The organism is Pseudomonas sp. FEN (assembly GCF_904067045.1).
In the GTDB taxonomy this organism is placed as follows: domain Bacteria; phylum Pseudomonadota; class Gammaproteobacteria; order Pseudomonadales; family Pseudomonadaceae; genus Aquipseudomonas.
This window is the reverse complement of the sequence record NZ_CAJFDC010000036.1, coordinates 1178075-1195283: the sequence shown is the minus strand read 5'-3', so window position 1 is coordinate 1195283 and position 17209 is coordinate 1178075. Positions and strand designations below refer to the sequence as shown.

Here is a 17209-nt window from a genome sequence, read left to right as displayed (position 1 = left end):
GTCCGCGCCCCTATAATGGTTGCCTTTTTCGCCCAATGATTTTGCGGAGCTGGTGATGGCCGAACGTAAGGCGTCCGTCGAGCGCGACACTCTGGAAACCCAGATCAAAGCCTCGATCAACCTGGATGGCACCGGAAAGGCCCGATTCGATATCGGTGTGCCTTTTCTTGAACACATGCTCGACCAGATCGCCCGTCACGGGCTGATCGACCTGGATATCGAGTGCAAGGGCGACCTGCATATCGACGATCACCACACCGTGGAAGACGTCGGTATCACCCTGGGTCAGGCTTTCGCCAAAGCCATCGGCGACAAAAAAGGCATCCGTCGCTACGGCCACGCCTATGTGCCGTTGGACGAGGCGTTGTCGCGGGTGGTCATCGACTTCTCCGGCCGTCCTGGCCTGCAGATGCACGTGCCCTACACCCGGGCCACCGTGGGCGGTTTCGATGTCGACCTGTTCCAGGAGTTCTTCCAGGGCTTCGTCAACCACGCGCTGGTCAGCCTGCATATCGACAATCTGCGTGGCAGCAACACCCACCACCAGATCGAGACCGTGTTCAAGGCTTTCGGTCGCGCCCTGCGCATGGCCGTCGAACTCGATGAGCGCATGGCCGGGCAGATGCCGTCGACCAAGGGCGTACTCTGATGCAGACGGTCGCGGTTATCGATTACGGCATGGGTAACCTGCACTCGGTGGCCAAGGCCCTCGAGCACGTGGGCGCCGGCAAGGTGCTGATCACCAGTGATGCCAATGTGATTCGCGAAGCCGACCGGGTGGTATTCCCCGGCGTCGGCGCGATTCGCGACTGCATGGCCGAGATCCGTCGCCTGGGTTTCGACGCGCTGGTGCGCGAAGTCAGCCAGGATCGCCCCTTCCTCGGCATCTGTGTTGGCATGCAGGCTTTGCTCGACCATAGCGAGGAGAACGCTGGCGTCGACTGCATCGGCCTGTTTCCTGGCCAGGTGAAGCTCTTCGGCAAGGACCTGCACGAGGATGGCGAGCACCTGAAAGTGCCGCACATGGGCTGGAACGAAGTGCAGCAGGCGGTGGATCACCCGCTGTGGCACAACATCCCGGACCTGGCGCGTTTCTATTTCGTGCACAGCTACTACATCGCCGCCGGTAATCCACGGCAGGTGGTGGGCGGCGGGCACTATGGCGTCGACTTCGCCGCGGCGCTGGCCGAGGGTTCGCGTTTCGCCGTGCAGTTCCACCCGGAGAAAAGTCATACCCATGGCCTGCAATTGCTGCAGAACTTCGCCGCGTGGGACGGGCGCTGGTAAATGGCCGCGAAGAAGAGCAAGCCGCCGATCCTGACCCTCGCTCCCGAACAGGAGAGCGAGGCCAATCACAAGATCAAGCGCTTCATGGAGGAGCGCTTCGAACTGAGCCTGGGTTCGTTCGAAGCGGCTGAAATCCTCGACCTGTTTACCCGTGAAATTGCTCCGCACTATTACAACAGGGCGATTTTCGATGTGCAGACGCACCTTAAAGAAAGGTTCGAGAGCATCGAAAGCGACTTGTGGGCGCTCGAGAAAAACTGATTTCCGAGTGAAGCTGAAAAAACGACTCTAAGGTTTGCCAGATGCTGATTATCCCCGCTATCGATCTCAAGGACGGTGCCTGCGTCCGTCTGCGCCAGGGCCGCATGGAAGATTCCACGGTGTTCTCCGATGATCCGGTGAGCATGGCGGCCAAGTGGGTGGAGGGCGGCTGCCGCCGTCTGCATCTGGTCGACCTGAACGGTGCATTCGAAGGCCAGCCGGTCAACGGCGAGGTGGTCACCGCCATTGCCAAGCGTTATCCGCACCTGCCGATCCAGATCGGCGGCGGCATCCGTTCGTTGGAAACCATCGAGCACTATGTCAAAGCCGGCGTGAGCTACGTGATTATCGGCACCAAGGCGGTGAAAGACCCGGCGTTCGTCGCGCAAGCCTGTCGCGCGTTCCCGGGCAAGGTCATCGTCGGCCTGGATGCCAAGGACGGTTTCGTCGCCACCGACGGTTGGGCCGAGGTCAGCACGGTGCAGGTGATCGACCTGGCCAAGCGTTTCGAGGCCGACGGCGTGTCCGCCATCGTCTACACCGATATCGCCAAGGACGGGATGATGCAGGGGTGCAACGTGCCCTTCACCGCCGCCCTGGCCGCCGCGACGAAGATTCCGGTGATCGCTTCCGGCGGCATCCACAACCTGGGTGATATCAAGACCCTGCTGGACGCCAGGGCGCCGGGCATCATCGGTGCCATTACCGGCCGGGCGATCTACGAAGGCACCCTCGATGTCGCCGAGGCGCAAGCCTTCTGCGATTCGTACAAAGGCTGAGGACTCACCATGGCGCTGGCCAAACGCATCATCCCTTGCCTGGACGTCGACAACGGTCGCGTGGTCAAGGGCGTCAAGTTCGAGAACATCCGCGATGCCGGTGACCCGGTGGAAATCGCCCGGCGCTACGACGAGCAGGGTGCGGACGAGATCACCTTTCTCGATATCACCGCCAGCGTCGATGGCCGTGACACCACGCTGCATACCGTCGAGCGCATGGCCAGCCAGGTGTTCATCCCGCTGACGGTCGGCGGCGGCGTGCGCACTGTGCAGGACATCCGCAACCTGCTCAATGCCGGTGCCGACAAGGTCTCGATCAACACGGCGGCGGTGTTCAACCCCGAGTTCGTCGGCGAAGCGGCGCAGCATTTCGGTTCGCAGTGCATCGTCGTCGCCATCGACGCGAAGAAGGTCTCGCTGCCCGGTGAAACCCCGCGCTGGGAGATCTTCACCCACGGCGGTCGCAAGCCTACCGGGCTCGATGCGGTGGAGTGGGCAAAGAAGATGGAAGGCCTCGGTGCCGGCGAAATCCTGCTTACCAGCATGGACCAGGACGGCATGAAAAACGGCTTCGATCTCGGCGTGACCCGTGCCATCAGCGATGCCCTGGGCATTCCGGTGATTGCCTCGGGTGGTGTCGGCAACCTCCAGCACCTGGCCGACGGGATTGTCGAAGGGCATGCCAGCGCCGTACTGGCCGCGAGCATTTTCCACTTCGGTGAATACACCGTGCCGGAAGCCAAGGCCTACATGGCCGCGCGCGGTATTGTGGTGCGCTGAGGGCAACAGGCCACTGGACAGCATGGCAGGCTCAAGTCACTCTTGAGCCCGCCATGGATTCCGGTTGCCCACTATGTCTAAACGCTTTTTCCTCGCGCTCTTTTGCCTGATCGGGCTGTTCTCGGGTGCGGCGGGTGCGGCGGGCGCCGCTGATGACGGCATTGTCCTGCTGACGGAAAATTTTCCGCCGTATAACATGGCGAAAAACGGCAAGAACTTCGCCAAGGACGAGAATATTGAAGGGATCGCCGCCGATATCGTGCGGGAAACCTTCAAACGTGCCGGTATTTCCTACAGCCTGACCCTGCGTTTCCCCTGGGAGCGTATCTATAAGCTCGCCTTGGAAAAACCCGGCTACGGGGTGTTCGTCATGGCACGTTTGCCGGAGCGCGAAGCCCTGTTCAAGTGGGTCGGGCCGATCGGGCCTGACGATTGGGTGCTGCTGGGCAAGGCCGACAGCCCGATCACCTTGTCGAGCCTGGGGCAAGCCCATCGCTACAGGATCGGTGCCTACAAGGGCGATGCCATCGCACAGTACCTGACGCAACACGGGTTCGGCCCGGTGCTTGCCCTGCGTGACCAGGATAATGCGAGGAAGCTGGTGGATGGCCAGATCGACCTGTGGGCGTCGGGCGACCCCGCCGGACACTACCTGGCCAGGCAGGAAGGCGTAAGCGGGCTCAAGACGGTACTGCGTTTCAATAGCGCCGAATTGTATCTGGCGCTGAACAAGGATGTGCCGGACGAGGTAGTCGTCAGATTGCAGGCGGCGCTGGATCAATTGCGCAAGGACGGCAAGGTCGACGAGATCATGGCGCGCTACCTGTAGGCATCCCGGTCGAGGTTCGATTCCCATAATGAGGCCCTTGAGCCTTGCGCCGCCCGTGTGGACGCCATCGTCGGAGCGCCGTCCGCAGCATGCCGGCTCGTGCTAGGGAGTGGCCGCCTGCTGGTAAACACCATTCCGGCCATGCCCGGCCGCGGCCTGGTTGCCGCGCAGGGCGATCATCGACTTGATGTCGATCCAGTCGATGCCCTGTTCCTTGAGCTTGGGCAGTTCGCGCTCCAGTACCGCCAATGTCTGCGGATATGGATGGCCGATGACCACCGCGCTGCCATGCTTGCGCGCCAGCTTGATCGCGGCGTCCAGTTGCGCCGTGATGGCCGGTTCGGTGCGTTCATTGTCGAGGAATATATCCCGCGACGCGCTCGCCAGGCCGATCTTCTGCGCTTCGGACGCAGCGACAGTCTTGGCGCTGGTGCGACTGTCGACGAAAAATTTGTTGCGTCGCTGCAGTTCGCCCATCAGCCAAGCCATGGCCTGCGGTTCGGCGGTCATGCGGCTGCCTTCATGATTGTTGATCCCGCTGGTATAGGGCACGGCCTTGAAGGCGGCGGCCAGGCGCGTTTTCAACTCCTCCAGGGGCAGGTCGGGATGCCAGGCGAAGGGGCCCGTGGCCGGGTCCATGGGCATGTGCAGCATGATGATCTTGCCGGCGGCATGGGCCTCGCGGGCAAACTCGGCGGCGTGCGGGGTGTCAGGCATGATCGCCGTGGTGATCGGCCCGGGCAGGGCCAGCACGCGACGGTCCCGGGGCAGGTTCTGCCCCAGGTCATCGATGATCAGGGTGAGGTAGGCCTTGGCGGGGGCTGGCGGTTCGACCGGCGTCGCCTGGGCGACACCGATCAAACAGCAGGACAGCAGCAGTAGCCAGCGATGCATCTCAGTTGCCGCGCGTCACGCTCAAACCCTTGAGCAGGCTCAGCGCCTGGCCCAACTGGTAGTCGTCGTCCTGCAGGCGTGGCTTGCCCTTGACCGCTTTGACGCTCGGTTTGTCCGCGCCGCCGTTGCCGTTACCCAGGTGGCCTTGCAGATCGGCTTCCTTGAAGGTCTCGTCATCCTGGGCGCCGCTGACCTTGGCCTGGCGTACTTCGATATCCGGAATGATGCCCTGGGCCTGGATCGAGCGACCGTTGGGCGTGAAATACAGCGCGGTGGTGATCTTCAGCGCGCGGTCATTGCTCAGCGGTAGCACGGTTTGTACCGAGCCCTTGCCGAAGCTGGTGGTGCCCATCAGTACCGCGCGTTTCTGGTCCTGCAGGGCGCCGGCGACGATTTCCGACGCCGAGGCGCTGCCGCCGTTGATCAGGACCACCATCGGTACCGCTTCGCTTTCGTCGTGGCCAGTGGCCGAGAAGCGCAGTTCGGAGTTGGCGATCCGGCCCTTGGTGTAGACGATCAGGCCCTTGGTGATGAAGTGGTCGACCACTTCCACCGCCGCCTGCAACACGCCGCCGGGGTTGTTGCGCAGGTCGAGGACGATGCCGTTGAGCTTCTTGCCGTTTTCCTTGCGCAGCGCGACCAGGGCCTTGGAGACCTCTTCGCCGGTCTTGACCTGGAACTGGGTGATGCGGAGGTAGCCGTAGCCGTTTTCCAGCAACTGGCTGCGCACGCTCTTGGTGCGGATGATCGCCCGGGTCAGGGTCACGTCGAACGGCGCGCCGCCGTTGCGCACCAGGGTCAGGGTGATCTTCTGGCCGACCTTGCCGCGCATCTTGTCGACGGCTTCGGTCATGGTCTGGCCACGGGTCGGCTGGCCATTGATCTTGACGATCAGGTCGCCGGCCTGCACGCCCGCCTTGGACGCCGGGGTGTCGTCGATGGGCGAGACCACCTTGACGAAGTTGTCTTCCATGCCGACTTCGATGCCCAGGCCACCGAATTCGCCGCTGGTGTCTTCCTGCAGCTGGGCGAAGTCGTCCGGCCCGAGGTAGGCGGAGTGCGGATCAAGGTTGCTGAGCATGCCCTTGATGGCATTCTCCAGCAGGGTCTTGTCGTCCACCGGCTCGACATAGGCGGCCTTGATCCGGTCCATGACCTCGGCAAAGGTGCGCAGCTCGTCGAGCGGCAGCGGGGCCTTGGCGGTGACGGCCGGAGCGGCGGCCGGAGCGGGCTGCGCGGGTTGCGCGGCGAACGCGTGGGGCGCGCCGATCACCAGGGCGATCGTCAGGGCCAGCGAGGTGAGGCGGGACAAATGCAACATGTCGAACGAACTCCTGATTAAGATGCCGGCCTATCCTTGGGCGCGGCACCATTGGGCCGGATCACTCGGGTGACCCTGCTGACGTATAGCGAAATACAGCGCTGGCGCGTCCTGACCGCCACTGTTGCCTACAGTAGAGATCGACTCACCGGCTTTTACCACATCGCCGGCGGACTTGAGCAGCGTCTGGTTGTGTCCGTAGAGGCTCAGGTAACCGTTGCCGTGGTCGAGAATGACCAGCAAACCGGCGCCCCGCAACCAGTCGGCGAAAACCACGCGACCACCGTGCACGGCGTGGACCTGGCTGCCGGCGGCGGCGCCGATCATTACCCCATCCCACTTGGTCCGGGCGTCATCGCCACGGCTTTCACCAAAGCGCGCAAGCAATCGACCATCAACTGGCCAGGGAAGTTTGCCGCGCGCCGCGGCAAAAGGGCCGCCGAAGGATTCTCCCGCGCTCGATACCAGGGCTCCAGGCGTGGTTTTACGCACTGGACGCGGGCTGTCGTCGTTGGCGAGCGCCGCCTCACGCTGGCGCTTTTTTTCGGCTTCCTGCTGGGCGAGCAGCGCTTTCTGGCGCGCTTCCTCCGCCTCGCGAGCCTGGCGCGCCAGGGTTTCTTCGATGGTCTTGAGGACTTTCGACAGGTCGGCCTGGTCCTGTTCGCGGGCGGCGAGCTTCTGGTCGCGGGCCTTCACGTCGTCATTGAGCTTGGCCAGGGCCGCCTGGCGCTCCTTGCGGACCTTGTCCAGTTCATCGCGCTGGCTGTCCAGGCTGCTTTTCTGCACCAGCAACTGAGCTTGCTGCAGATTGATGTCTTTTTCGACATTGGCCAGTTGGCGCAGGGTTTCGTTGAAATTCTTCAACTGCTCCATTCGGGCCTGGCTCAAGTAGTCGTAATAGGTCAGGGTCCGGGCGAATTTTTCCGGATTTTGCTGGTTGAGCAGCAGCTTGAGGTACTCCTGGCGGCCGCCCTGGTAGGCGGCGCGGGCCTGGATGGCGATCAATCGCTGCTGTTCAGTGCGCGCGCTCTGGAGTTTTTTTTTCTCTCCATCGAGCCGCTGCAGTTCGCTTTCGCTCTTTTTCAGCTCTTTCTGCAGGGCGTCGACCTGCTTCTCCAGCTTGCCCATCTCGGTTTCGGTGCCGCGCAGCTCTTTCTGTACCCCGGATTTTTCTTCCTGCAACTTGCCCAGGAGCTTTTTCAGCTCAGCGATATCCTGACGCGTGGCGTCCAACTGCTGCTGGGTTTGCGCGCGCTCGTCGGCAAAGGCCGGTTGGAGCAGGCAGATCAAGGCTAGGGCGATAAGGGCGCGAAGCATGGGGCGGGCGACACCTGGGAACGAGACGCCCTAGTATGCCCGCCGCGCGCTGCAAAAAAAACGCCCAAAAGCGGTTGCTTTCAGGCGTTTCCGATAAAGAGGTAGGCTGCGGGCCTGCTGCCGACCTGATTTGCGGCGTTTAGAGGTCAGTCAGGAGTGAGGTACCGGTCATCTCTTGCGGCTGTTTCAGGCCCAGCAGCTTGAGCATGGTCGGGGCGACATCCGCCAGTACGCCGCCTTCGCGGACCTTCAATGGCCGTTTGCCGACATAAATGAACGGGACCGGCTCGGTGGTGTGGGCGGTGTGGGCCTGACCGGTGGAGTCATCCTTCATTTGTTCGACGTTGCCGTGGTCGGCGGTGATCAGCGCTTCGCCGCCGACCTTTTCCAAGGCTTCGACGATACGTCCTACACACAAATCCAGACATTCCACTGCTTTAACGGCAGCGGCGAACACGCCGCTGTGGCCGACCATGTCGCCGTTGGCGTAGTTGACCACGATCACGTCATAGCGCTGGTGTTCGATGGCATCGACGATCCGGTCGGTGACCTCGGGCGCGCTCATTTCCGGTTGCAGGTCGTAGGTGGCGACTTTTGGCGACGGGATCAGGATGCGTTCTTCGCCCGGGAACGGCTCTTCGCGACCACCGGAGAAGAAGAAGGTCACGTGGGCGTATTTTTCGGTTTCGGCGATCCGCAGCTGGGTCTTGCCGTTTTTTGCCAGGTAGTCGCCCAGCACGTTTTCCAGGCTGCCCGGGGCGAAGGCCGAAGGTGCGGGAATGCTGGCGGCGTACTGGGTGAGCATGACGAAGCCGGCCAGTTTCGGTTGGCGGGCGCGTTCGAAGTCCTTGAAGTCGTTTTCGACGAACACGCGGGTCAGTTCACGGGCGCGGTCGGCGCGGAAGTTCATGAACACCACGGCGTCGCCGTCTTCGACCGTGACTTTCTCGCCAATGCCCGTGGCTTTGACGAATTCGTCGCTCTCGCCGCGCTCATAGGCGGCCTGCAGGCCGTCCTGGGCAGTGGCGGCGTGGAATTCGGCCTGGCCATCGACGATCAGGTTGTAGGCCTGGGCCACGCGATCCCAGCGATTGTCGCGGTCCATGGCGAAATAGCGGCCGACCAGGCTGGCGATGCGGCCCTTGCCCAGGGTGCGGAAGGTTTCATCGAGCAGCTCGATGGACGACTGGGCGCTTTTCGGCGGGGTGTCGCGGCCGTCGAGGAAGGCGTGCAGGTAGATTTTCTCGGCACCGCGCTTGAACGCCAGCTCGGCCATCGCCACCAGGTGGTCCTGGTGGCTGTGCACGCCACCGTCGGACAGCAGGCCGAGGATGTGCACCGCCTTGCCCGCGGCCACGGCCTTGTCCACCGCCGCGCCGATCGTCGGGTTGTCGAAGAACTCGCCGTCGCGGATCGCCTTGGTCACACGGGTGAAGTCCTGGTACACCACGCGACCGGCGCCGAGGTTCATATGGCCGACTTCGGAGTTGCCCATCTGCCCGTCTGGCAGGCCGACATCCATGCCCGAGCCCGAGATCAGGCCGTTGGGTTGGGTTGCCTTGAGATGGTCGAGCACGGGTTTTTTCGCCGAATAGACGGCGTTGTAGTCGTGGCTCTCACTGTGACCGAAGCCATCCAGGATGATCAGGACCAAAGGTTTAGGCGTGGTAGTCATGGATGGCTCTCGCGGCTGGATTGAAAGGACATGGAAAAAAGAGTCGCAGTTTAAAGCCAAGTTCAAAGTCCGTCACCGCCGGGCGGGGTTTGGCCGACCTTGACGGCTGTGTATACTGGCCCACATTTTAACGCCCTGGAACCTCCCGATGGTCGATCACCTGATTGCATTTGCCACTAGCCACTATCTGTTAGCCGGCGCCTTCGTGCTCCTGCTGGCCTTGCTGATTGCCCATGAAATGAGCCGCGGCGGCGCCAGTCTCAGCACTGCTCAGTTGACTGCGCTGGTCAACAAGGACCAGGGTGTGGTCATCGACTTGCGTGCGAGCAAGGAATTTGCCGCCGGTCACATCGTCGGTGCACTGAACATTCCCCAGGACAAGCTGATGGCACGTATCGGCGAACTGGAAAAGCACAAGGCCAAGACCCTGATTCTGGTCGACGCCCAGGGCCAGCATTCCGGGACTCATGCCCGCGAACTGCTGAAGTCCGGCTTCACCGCGGCCAAGCTGTCCGGCGGTATTTCCAGCTGGAAAGCCGACAATCTGCCGCTGGTGAAGTGATATGAGCCAGGTCGTCGTTTACTCCAGCGATTACTGCCCTTACTGCATGCGGGCCAAGTCCTTGCTTGGCAGCAAGCACGTTGCTTTCGACGAAATCAAGGTCGACGGCAAGCCGCAGGTGCGTGCCGAAATGGCCCGGAAGGCCGGGCGTACGTCCGTGCCGCAGATCTGGATCGGCGAGCGGCACATTGGTGGCTGTGATGACCTGTTCGCTCTCGAACGCGCCGGGAAACTGGATGCATTGCTGGAAGCTTGACTCCCCCAACCCTTTAAAGACCTGAAGATCAAGAAGGATCTGCTGCGATGACTGACCAACAGAACACTGCTGCCACCGAAGAAGAAAGCCAACCGCAATTCTCCTTGCAGCGTATCTACGTGCGTGACCTGTCCTTCGAAGCCCCGAAAAGCCCGGCGATCTTCCGCCAGCAGTGGGAACCGAGCGTCGGCCTGGACCTCAATACCCGTCAGAAGGCCCTGGAAGGCGACTTCCACGAGGTGGTGCTGACCCTGTCGGTGACCGTGAAGAACGGTGACGAAGTGGCTTTCATCGCTGAAGTGCAGCAGGCTGGGATCTTCCTGATCAAGAACCTGGATGCGGCTTCCATGAGCCACACCCTGGGTGCGTTCTGCCCGAACATCCTGTTCCCGTACGCGCGCGAAACCCTGGACAGCCTGGTTACCCGTGGTTCGTTCCCGGCACTGATGCTGGCCCCGGTGAACTTCGATGCCCTGTACGCGCAAGAGCTGCAGCGTTTGCAGGAAGAAGGCGCGCAAACCGTTCAATAAAGCGGTTGGCCCGTACCACCCTGTAGGAGCCAGCTTGCTGGCGATGGAAGTTGCCGCGCCGCGTTGGTCCAGATGCCCCGCGTTATCGTTGACGTTTATCGCCAGCAAGCTGGCTCCCACAAAAAAAGCGCCTGTCCGGCGCTTTTTTTGTTCAGGCGGTGCCTGGTTTTCAGACAAAGCCCAACTGGCGCCAGCCTTCGTAGACCGCCACCGCCACGGTGTTGGACAGGTTCAGGCTGCGGCAACCTTCGCGCATCGGCAGGCGCAAGCGCTGTTCGCTGGGCAGGGCCTCGAGTACCTCGGCCGGCAGGCCACGGCTTTCCGGGCCGAAGAGAAACGCATCGCCTTCGGCGAAGCGCGCATCGTGGAACAGCCGCGAGCCCTTGGTGGTGAAGGCGAACAGGCGCGGGTGGCCGAGGCTTTCCAGGCAACTGGCGAGGTCGGCATGAGTCTTGAGCGTGGCGTACTCGTGATAGTCGAGGCCGGCGCGGCGCAGGCGCTTGTCGTCCATTTCAAAACCGATGGGCTCGATCAAATGCAGGTGGCAGCCGCTGTTGGCGCACAGCCTGATAATGTTGCCGGTATTCGGCGGAATTTCTGGTTGAAAAAGGATGACGTGAAACATGCACGGCTCCGAAGATGAAGATGGGCTGCATTCTACTCCCGAAGAGGACCCGCGGCCGAAGCTATTGCCGCGGGTGCTGGGATCGCTGGCGATTGTCGGCCTGATGATCGGCCTGATGATCGGTCGCCTGACGGCGCCCGAGCCCCTGGTGTTGCAGCAGGTCGAAGTGGTGCCCGAGGGCGTGGTGGTGTGGTTCAGCGCCGAGCCCAAGGTGCATGGCGAGCAGGTCGACGGTACGCTGGCGTTGCTGTTCGACGCCGAGGGCAAGGCCCAGAGCGGCCATCTGCAGGTGGCCGGCAAGGACGCCAACTGGCGGCTGCGTTTGACTGACAAGGGGGTGTTGCTGACGCTGCTGGCGGCGCGTCCATTGCACGGCGAGTGGGCCGGTGCAAAGGTGGACGGGCGCTGGAGATTGGCGATCAATCTGCGCGAGGAGTAAAAGAGGGAATCTCCGGCCTGCCTGTACCAAAGCTCCCAGAACCGTTGTCGGGCTCATCGCTGCGTGAGTCCGGGTGTTAAAGAGGGAAGTCCTGGCCTGCCTGTACCAGGGTTCCCGAAAGCGTTTGGGGCTCGTCGCGGTGAGCGGTGTGAGTCCAGTTGTAAAGAAGGGAAGTCCCGGCCTGCCTGTACCAGGGTTCCCGAAAGCGTTTGGACTCGTCGCGGTGAGCGGTGTGAGTCCAGTTGTAAAGAAGGGAAGTCCCGGCCTGCCTGTACCAGGGTTCCCGAAAGCGTTTGGGGCTCGTCGCGGTGAGCGGTCTGAGCCCGGTTGTAAAGAAGGGGAGTCCTGGCCTGCCTGTACCAGGGTCCCCGAAAGCGTTTGGACTCGTCGCTGTGAGCGGTATGAGTCCGGGTGTTAAAGAGGGAAGTCCCGGCCTGCCTGTACCAGGGTTCCCGAAAGCGTTTGGGGCTCGTCGCTGTGAGCGGTATGAGTCCCGGTTGTAAAGAAGGGGAGTCCCCGGCCTGCCTGTACCAAGGTCCCCAAAACTGGGTTGTATTGGGGCTATTGCAGGGCGCGTGCCAGTTTTTGCAAAAACCGCAGCGACGGCCTGAAGAATGTTTGAAAATTGGCTGAGCGCCCCGGAATACGGGGCCTTTTCGGTGGCTCGGGAAAATGGCGATGAGGCTTGCGCTGTCTGTTTCCCTGCTCGATAGCGGTTCAAGGCGCATTGCCGTGGTGCACGACTATCCCGTGTAGGAGCCAGCTTGCTGGCGATGACGTCCGCAAAATCGATGCAAGACTCACTGGCCTCATCGCCAGCAAGCTGGCTCAGGGGGTTGCGTCAACGCCTGGCCATTTGCGGGGCAATAAAAAACCCTCTACAGCCCGCTGTAGAGGGTTTTTCTCGAAACGGCAGAGGGTCGATCAGGCTCAGCCCTCGTCGCTGTCGTCCTCGTCGCCGCCATCGACCTTCATGCCCAGCTCCTTGATCTTGCGGGTCAAGGTGTTGCGGCCCCAGCCCAGCAGCACGGCGGCGTCGCGGCGGCGGCCCGCGGTGTGCTTGAGGGCGGTTTCGATCATGATCCGCTCGAAACTCGGCACGGCGCTGTCCAGCAAGCTGGATTGGCCGCGTGCCAGTGCCTGGTCGGCCCATTGCCGCAGGGCCTGCTCCCAGTTGGTCACCGGCGCCGAGTCCTGCGGCAGGTTCAACAGTTCCGGCGGCAGGTCGCTGATATGCACCTCGCGACCGGAGGCCATCACGGTGATCCAGCGGCAGGTGTTCTCCAACTGGCGCACGTTGCCCGGCCACGGCAGGTTCTTCAGGTATTCCTCGGTTTCCGGCTTCAGCAGCTTTGGCTCCACCGACAACTCCTGGGCGGCGCGGGCGAGGAAGTGCTTGGCCAGGGTCGGAATATCTTCGCGACGGTCCGACATCCGTGGAATATGGATGCGGATCACATTCAGGCGATGGAACAGGTCTTCGCGGAATTTGCCCGCGTGGACCAGCGTCTCCAGGTTCTGGTGGGTCGCGGCGATGATGCGCACGTCGACCTTGACCGGCGTATGCCCGCCGACCCGGTAGAACTCGCCGTCCGCCAGCACCCGCAGCAGGCGGGTCTGGGTATCGGCCGGCATGTCGCCGATCTCGTCGAGGAACAGGGTGCCGCCGTCGGCCTGTTCGAAACGTCCACGCCGCAGGTTGGCCGCGCCGGTAAAGGCGCCTTTTTCATGGCCGAACAGCTCGGACTCCATCAGGTCCTTGGGAATCGCCGCCATGTTCAAGGCGATGAACGGTTGCGCCGCTCGTGGGCTGTGGCGGTGCAGGGCATGGGCTACCAGCTCTTTGCCGGTACCGGACTCGCCATTGATCAACACCGTGATGTTGGAGTGGCTGAGACGTCCGATGGCGCGAAACACTTCCTGCATCGCCGGCGCTTCGCCGATGATTTCCGGGGTGCGGGTCAGGGTCGGCGCCACGTCCATGCCTTGCTGTTCCTGGGCATGCTGGTTGGCGCGCTTGACCAGCGACACCGCTTCGTCGACGTCGAACGGCTTGGGCAGGTATTCGAACGCGCCGCCCTGGTAGGACGCCACCGCGCTGTCAAGGTCGGAATGGGCGGTCATGATGATCACCGGCAGGCGCGGGTGCTGCTCGCGAATCCGCGCCAGCAGGTCCAGGCCACTGGCGCCGGGCATGCGGATGTCGGAGATGATCACATCCGGCTGCTGACGGACCAGGCGGCTCATCACGCCATCGGCACTGTCAAAGCTCTGGGTGGTCATGCCCTCCTGTTGCAGGGCTTTTTCCAGGACCCAACGGATAGAACGGTCGTCATCGACGATCCACACGGTTTCACTACGGCTCATGTCGATGTGGCTCCTTGTTCCAGTGGCAGAAAGATCGAGAACGTGGTGTGGCCGGGGTGGCTCTCACACTCGATCAGGCCCTGGTGCTGGCTGATGATGTTCTGGGTAATGGCCAGGCCCAGCCCGGTACCGTCCGGGCGGCCGCTGACCATGGGATAGAAGATGGTTTCCTGCAGCTCGGCGGGAATCCCCGGGCCGTTGTCGGTGATCTCGATCTTGGTCACCAGGCGATGGCGGATATGGCCGATGGTGAACTGGCGGATCGCCCGGGTGCGCAGGCTGATACGACCCAGGCGCAGTTCGTTCTGGCTGCTGATGGCCTGCATGGCGTTGCGCACGATGTTGAGCACGGCCTGGATCATCTGTTCACGGTCGATCAGTACATCGGGAATACTTGGATCATAGTCGCGCACCAGATTGATGCAGCCCTGGCTTTCGGCTTCCACCAGGCTGCTGACGTGTTCCAGTACTTCGTGGACGTTGGTCAGCGCCAGGGACGGCAGCTTGTTCGAGCCGAGCATGCGGTCCACCAGGTTACGCAGGCGATCGGCCTCTTCGATGATGACGTTGGTGTAGTCTTTCAGGCTTTCTTCCGGCAGCTCGCGGGCCAACAGCTGCGCGGCGCCGCGGATTCCACCCAGGGGGTTCTTGATTTCGTGGGCCAGGCCACGGACCAGCATCTTGGTGGTTTCCTGCTTGGACAACTGCGCCTCTTCCTTGGTGATGCGCAGCAGGCGGTCGCGGGGATGGACTTCCAGCAGCAGGAGGGTCTCGCCCTGGCTGAGGATCGGGGTCACGGCGTAGTCGACGGTCAGGGTCTGGCCGGTCAGCGCCGTCAACATGGCCTCGCGCTTGGTGAACGGGTGTGCCTGCTCCACGGCCTGACGCAGGGAATTCAAGGCCTCGACCGACTCGGTGAACAGTTCGCTGATGAACTGGCCATGGCTGCGCTGGCCGCTGATGGCCAGCAACATTTCCGCCGCCGGGTTCATGTATTCCAGGCGCAGTTCGGCGTTGAGCAGGATGGTAGCGGTGGTCAGGTTGTCGAGTAACAGTCTGTGCAGGGCATCGCTGATGGTCATGGGGACCTCTTTTGGAGCATGGCAAACGGGGCCGGTCCCGATTTGCGCGCGCCAACAAGGCGCCGATACAAGGAAAATGCAAAAACCAAACCAAGGCTCCGAAAAGAAGCGCGAATTGCCTGAAATGGGCGTTTCAGGCTCGATTGAGTGGCGTTCTGCCATTTGTGACGGGTACTTTCGAACCAAAATGGTATTTGGTTCGGGTAGGTGTGCAGTTTAGTGCACCAATGTGGTGCTTTGCTGGAGGACGATCAAAGGAACGGCAAAATGCTGCTGCTTTCTTCCTCGGGCTTGTCGGCCAGTGGGCATTCCGGGCGTTGGCCGTAGTCGGCGAGCTGGCAAGGATTGGCCTGGCGTTTCTGCGCGAGCGAGATGCGCACCATATGGAAGGGCTGGTTGGCCGTGCGTTCGGCGATGCGCCCCTGTTCGTCGAGGATTTCCACCGCGAGCTGGTGGCTGCCGCGGTCGATATTGCTCAAGGCGAACACCGGGCTGGGGCCGGGCGCGGCGGTAGGTTTGCCGTCCAGCAGCAAGCGATAGGCGTGTCCGGGCATCAGACCGGGTTCGCTGGTGACGCTGACGATCAGGTTGCCTTCGGTGCTGCGGATGGTCGCATCGGGGTCCGGTACCAGGATGCGCACCATCTGGTAATGGAAGATCGGCTGGGCCTTGGGCTTTTTCGGGGTGGCTGGCGAAGGTTGAGGCGCCGCCGGTGTCGGCGACAGGCGATTGACCGGCGGCAGCGGCACCGGCTTGGCGCCAGCACGGTGCTGGTCGGTGAAGACTCGATTACCCTGGCTGTCGATGTAGGTATAGATCTGGGCCCGCGCCGGTCCGGCGCAGAGCATCAGGAGCAGCGGTAGCAGGTGGATGAAAAAGCCAATCATGGGCGACTCAAGGCTTGTGTACCCGTTGGACGCTAACGGGTACGAGGGGGCTTTGCTGTACGACCTGTTCACCGGCCAGCACCTGGACGCCGAGGGTATGCTCGCCGCGGTCGATGTTCACCAGTTGCAGGCGCGGCACGTTGCTCGGCTGGCCGTAGGGCACGCCGTCGAGTATCAGCCGTAGCAGGTGCTGGCGTTGCAGGCGCGGCTCCATCTTCACGCCGACGGTAAAGGTGCCGTTGTTGGCGCGCAGGGCTTCCTGGGTCGGGATATCCGTCAGCTCCAGGGTGCTGTAGACCGCACCGTTGTCCGTTGATGCCTGCGTCGATGGCGCTGCTGTCGCCGGTGTCGGTGCCGCCGCCGCGGCCGGCTGCTGCTGGCCGACTCTGTTGAGTGGCGGTAGCTCCACGGGCTGCGCGACGGTGCCGTCAGGTGGCTGGTTGCTATAGGCGGTATTGCCGCTGGCGTCGGTGTACTTGTAGATCTGTGCGACCGCCGGCAGGGCGATGGCCATTAGCAGCAAGAGAAGGCTTCGACCCATGGGCGCTCCCGGTAATGGTCCTGGCGGTGGCATCCCGCCCAAGTGCTTCAGGGTGTCAGCATAGAGCACAACCTTCAACGGCTTCAGTGTCCGCTGATGCACAACTCGCCCACGGCGCGCACCAGAGCCAGATCATGGAGGCTATCGGTGTTCCGGGCCTGGCGTTCCTGGGCCAGCCAGGTCGGGCACTGCGGATCTTTGCGGAAGGCGGCGAAGGCGGCGTAGTGTTGCAGCAGGCGGATCTGCAGTTGATCCAGGGCCGGACGGATCTGCTTTACCAGGTCGGGCCGGGTGATGGTCGGGGCCTTGCCGGCGGCCTGCCACTTGGCCAGCAGGGCGTATTGCACCAGTTTGTTGGCTTCGATCTGGGCGGCGAGGAACTGGCTCACGTCTTCAGGGGTGAGTTGATAAGTGGCGGCCTGTTGCGCGGCATTGGCGATGACTTGCTGTTCGCGTGGGCCGTCCTGGATCGGTTTGCCGCTGTCCCATTTGGTCAGGGCGACCTGATCGGCGATGGCCAGGCGTTCGCTCACGGCCTGGAGCAAGGGCGCCAGGGACGCAGGGGCTGCCGTTGGCTTCGGGGTTTCGGCAAAGGCGCTGGCGCTGAGGAGAATAAGCAGTAGCGGGCTGACAAGGCATTTTTTCAGGTGCATGGAGCGAGCTTCTTCCGGGGGAGTGGGTGCAGGGTTCTGAGTAAACGTTACTAGGCCGGCCAGACGCCAGTTTCTTTTCATGAAAAATCTGGGTTTGTCCCAATGTTGTTCGGTTGAGGAAATT

Annotated in this window: 20 protein-coding genes; 10 read left to right on the top strand and 10 right to left on the bottom strand. The window is 62.4% G+C overall.

Annotated features, from left to right (window positions below):
- Positions 1–55 precede the first annotated feature (55 nt).
- From hisB to PFEN_RS28825, 6 genes are all read left to right on the top strand, one after another.
- Positions 56–649 (top strand): imidazoleglycerol-phosphate dehydratase HisB, encoded by a 594-nt coding sequence (hisB, locus tag PFEN_RS28850; RefSeq protein WP_017132500.1) that lies wholly within the window; start codon positions 56–58, stop codon positions 647–649.
- Positions 649–1287 carry an imidazole glycerol phosphate synthase subunit HisH gene (hisH, locus tag PFEN_RS28845; protein ID WP_191489978.1) on the top strand — a complete coding sequence of 213 codons (639 nt, stop codon included), beginning with the start codon at positions 649–651 and terminating at the stop codon, positions 1285–1287. The genes hisB and hisH overlap by 1 nt, the downstream gene beginning before the upstream one ends.
- On the top strand, positions 1288–1548 hold the full coding sequence (locus PFEN_RS28840) for a DUF2164 domain-containing protein (RefSeq protein ID WP_191489977.1): 261 nt from the start codon (positions 1288–1290) through the stop codon (positions 1546–1548).
- A gap of 41 nt (positions 1549–1589) precedes the next feature.
- A complete protein-coding gene (gene hisA, locus PFEN_RS28835) occupies positions 1590–2327 on the top strand; it encodes a 1-(5-phosphoribosyl)-5-[(5-phosphoribosylamino)methylideneamino]imidazole-4-carboxamide isomerase (RefSeq protein WP_191489976.1) in 738 nt (245 codons plus the stop codon).
- Positions 2328–2336: 9 nt separating this feature from the next.
- On the top strand, positions 2337–3107 hold the full coding sequence (hisF, locus tag PFEN_RS28830; protein ID WP_191489975.1) for an imidazole glycerol phosphate synthase subunit HisF: 771 nt from the start codon (positions 2337–2339) through the stop codon (positions 3105–3107).
- A 73-nt stretch (positions 3108–3180) separates the two neighbouring features.
- Positions 3181–3936, top strand: a complete 756-nt coding sequence (locus PFEN_RS28825; RefSeq protein ID WP_191489974.1) for a substrate-binding periplasmic protein — start codon at positions 3181–3183, stop codon at positions 3934–3936.
- Between the two features lie 102 nt (positions 3937–4038).
- On the opposite strand, the gene PFEN_RS28820 is transcribed toward PFEN_RS28825, so the two are convergent.
- The 4 genes from PFEN_RS28820 to gpmI all read right to left on the bottom strand — a co-directional run bounded on the left by PFEN_RS28820 (position 4039) and on the right by gpmI (position 9143).
- On the bottom strand, positions 4039–4830 hold the full coding sequence (locus tag PFEN_RS28820) for a divergent polysaccharide deacetylase family protein (RefSeq protein WP_191489973.1): 792 nt from the start codon (positions 4828–4830) through the stop codon (positions 4039–4041).
- 1 nt (position 4831) lies between these two features.
- Complete coding sequence (locus PFEN_RS28815; protein WP_191489972.1) at positions 4832–6151, bottom strand: S41 family peptidase; 1320 nt, start codon at positions 6149–6151, stop codon at positions 4832–4834.
- A 30-nt stretch (positions 6152–6181) separates the two neighbouring features.
- A complete protein-coding gene (locus PFEN_RS28810; RefSeq protein WP_191489971.1) occupies positions 6182–7468 on the bottom strand; it encodes a murein hydrolase activator EnvC family protein in 1287 nt (428 codons plus the stop codon).
- A 139-nt stretch (positions 7469–7607) separates the two neighbouring features.
- Positions 7608–9143, bottom strand: coding sequence for a 2,3-bisphosphoglycerate-independent phosphoglycerate mutase (gpmI, locus tag PFEN_RS28805; protein ID WP_191489970.1), 1536 nt, complete (start codon positions 9141–9143; stop codon positions 7608–7610).
- Between the two features lie 148 nt (positions 9144–9291).
- Between gpmI and PFEN_RS28800 the strand changes: the two genes are divergently transcribed.
- Genes PFEN_RS28800 through secB form a run of 3 tightly spaced genes read left to right on the top strand, consistent with a single transcriptional unit; the run spans position 9292 to position 10491 of the window.
- Positions 9292–9705, top strand: a complete 414-nt coding sequence (locus tag PFEN_RS28800; RefSeq protein ID WP_191489969.1) for a rhodanese-like domain-containing protein — start codon at positions 9292–9294, stop codon at positions 9703–9705.
- A gap of 1 nt (position 9706) precedes the next feature.
- Positions 9707–9961 carry a glutaredoxin 3 gene (gene grxC, locus PFEN_RS28795; protein WP_191489968.1) on the top strand — a complete coding sequence of 85 codons (255 nt, stop codon included), beginning with the start codon at positions 9707–9709 and terminating at the stop codon, positions 9959–9961.
- A gap of 47 nt (positions 9962–10008) precedes the next feature.
- Positions 10009–10491 (top strand): protein-export chaperone SecB, encoded by a 483-nt coding sequence (gene secB, locus PFEN_RS28790; RefSeq protein WP_191489967.1) that lies wholly within the window; start codon positions 10009–10011, stop codon positions 10489–10491.
- A 169-nt stretch (positions 10492–10660) separates the two neighbouring features.
- Here secB and PFEN_RS28785 read toward each other — a convergent pair whose 3' ends face one another.
- Positions 10661–11116 (bottom strand): tRNA (cytidine(34)-2'-O)-methyltransferase, encoded by a 456-nt coding sequence (locus PFEN_RS28785; RefSeq protein WP_191489966.1) that lies wholly within the window; start codon positions 11114–11116, stop codon positions 10661–10663.
- Between PFEN_RS28785 and PFEN_RS28780 the strand changes: the two genes are divergently transcribed.
- Positions 11115–11555, top strand: a complete 441-nt coding sequence (locus PFEN_RS28780) for a hypothetical protein (RefSeq protein WP_191489965.1) — start codon at positions 11115–11117, stop codon at positions 11553–11555. The two genes, PFEN_RS28785 and PFEN_RS28780, sit on opposite strands and share 2 nt — an antisense overlap.
- Before the next feature lie 930 nt (positions 11556–12485).
- Here PFEN_RS28780 and ntrC read toward each other — a convergent pair.
- The 5 genes from ntrC to PFEN_RS28755 form a co-directional block, all read right to left on the bottom strand.
- Positions 12486–13922: a nitrogen regulation protein NR(I) gene (gene ntrC, locus PFEN_RS28775; protein ID WP_040063505.1), complete on the bottom strand. Its 1437-nt coding sequence runs from the start codon at positions 13920–13922 to the stop codon at positions 12486–12488.
- Positions 13919–15004 (bottom strand): nitrogen regulation protein NR(II), encoded by a 1086-nt coding sequence (glnL, locus tag PFEN_RS28770; RefSeq protein ID WP_191489964.1) that lies wholly within the window; start codon positions 15002–15004, stop codon positions 13919–13921. The genes ntrC and glnL overlap by 4 nt, the downstream gene beginning before the upstream one ends.
- Positions 15005–15255: 251 nt before the next feature.
- The gene (locus PFEN_RS28765) at positions 15256–15891 is read right to left on the bottom strand and encodes a DUF4124 domain-containing protein (protein ID WP_191489963.1); all 636 of its coding nucleotides are present in this window, start codon (positions 15889–15891) and stop codon (positions 15256–15258) included.
- A 7-nt stretch (positions 15892–15898) separates the two neighbouring features.
- A complete protein-coding gene (locus tag PFEN_RS28760; RefSeq protein ID WP_191489962.1) occupies positions 15899–16432 on the bottom strand; it encodes a DUF4124 domain-containing protein in 534 nt (177 codons plus the stop codon).
- A gap of 83 nt (positions 16433–16515) precedes the next feature.
- Positions 16516–17085: a chorismate mutase gene (locus PFEN_RS28755; RefSeq protein WP_191489961.1), complete on the bottom strand. Its 570-nt coding sequence runs from the start codon at positions 17083–17085 to the stop codon at positions 16516–16518.
- Between the last annotated feature and the right edge of the window lie 124 nt (positions 17086–17209).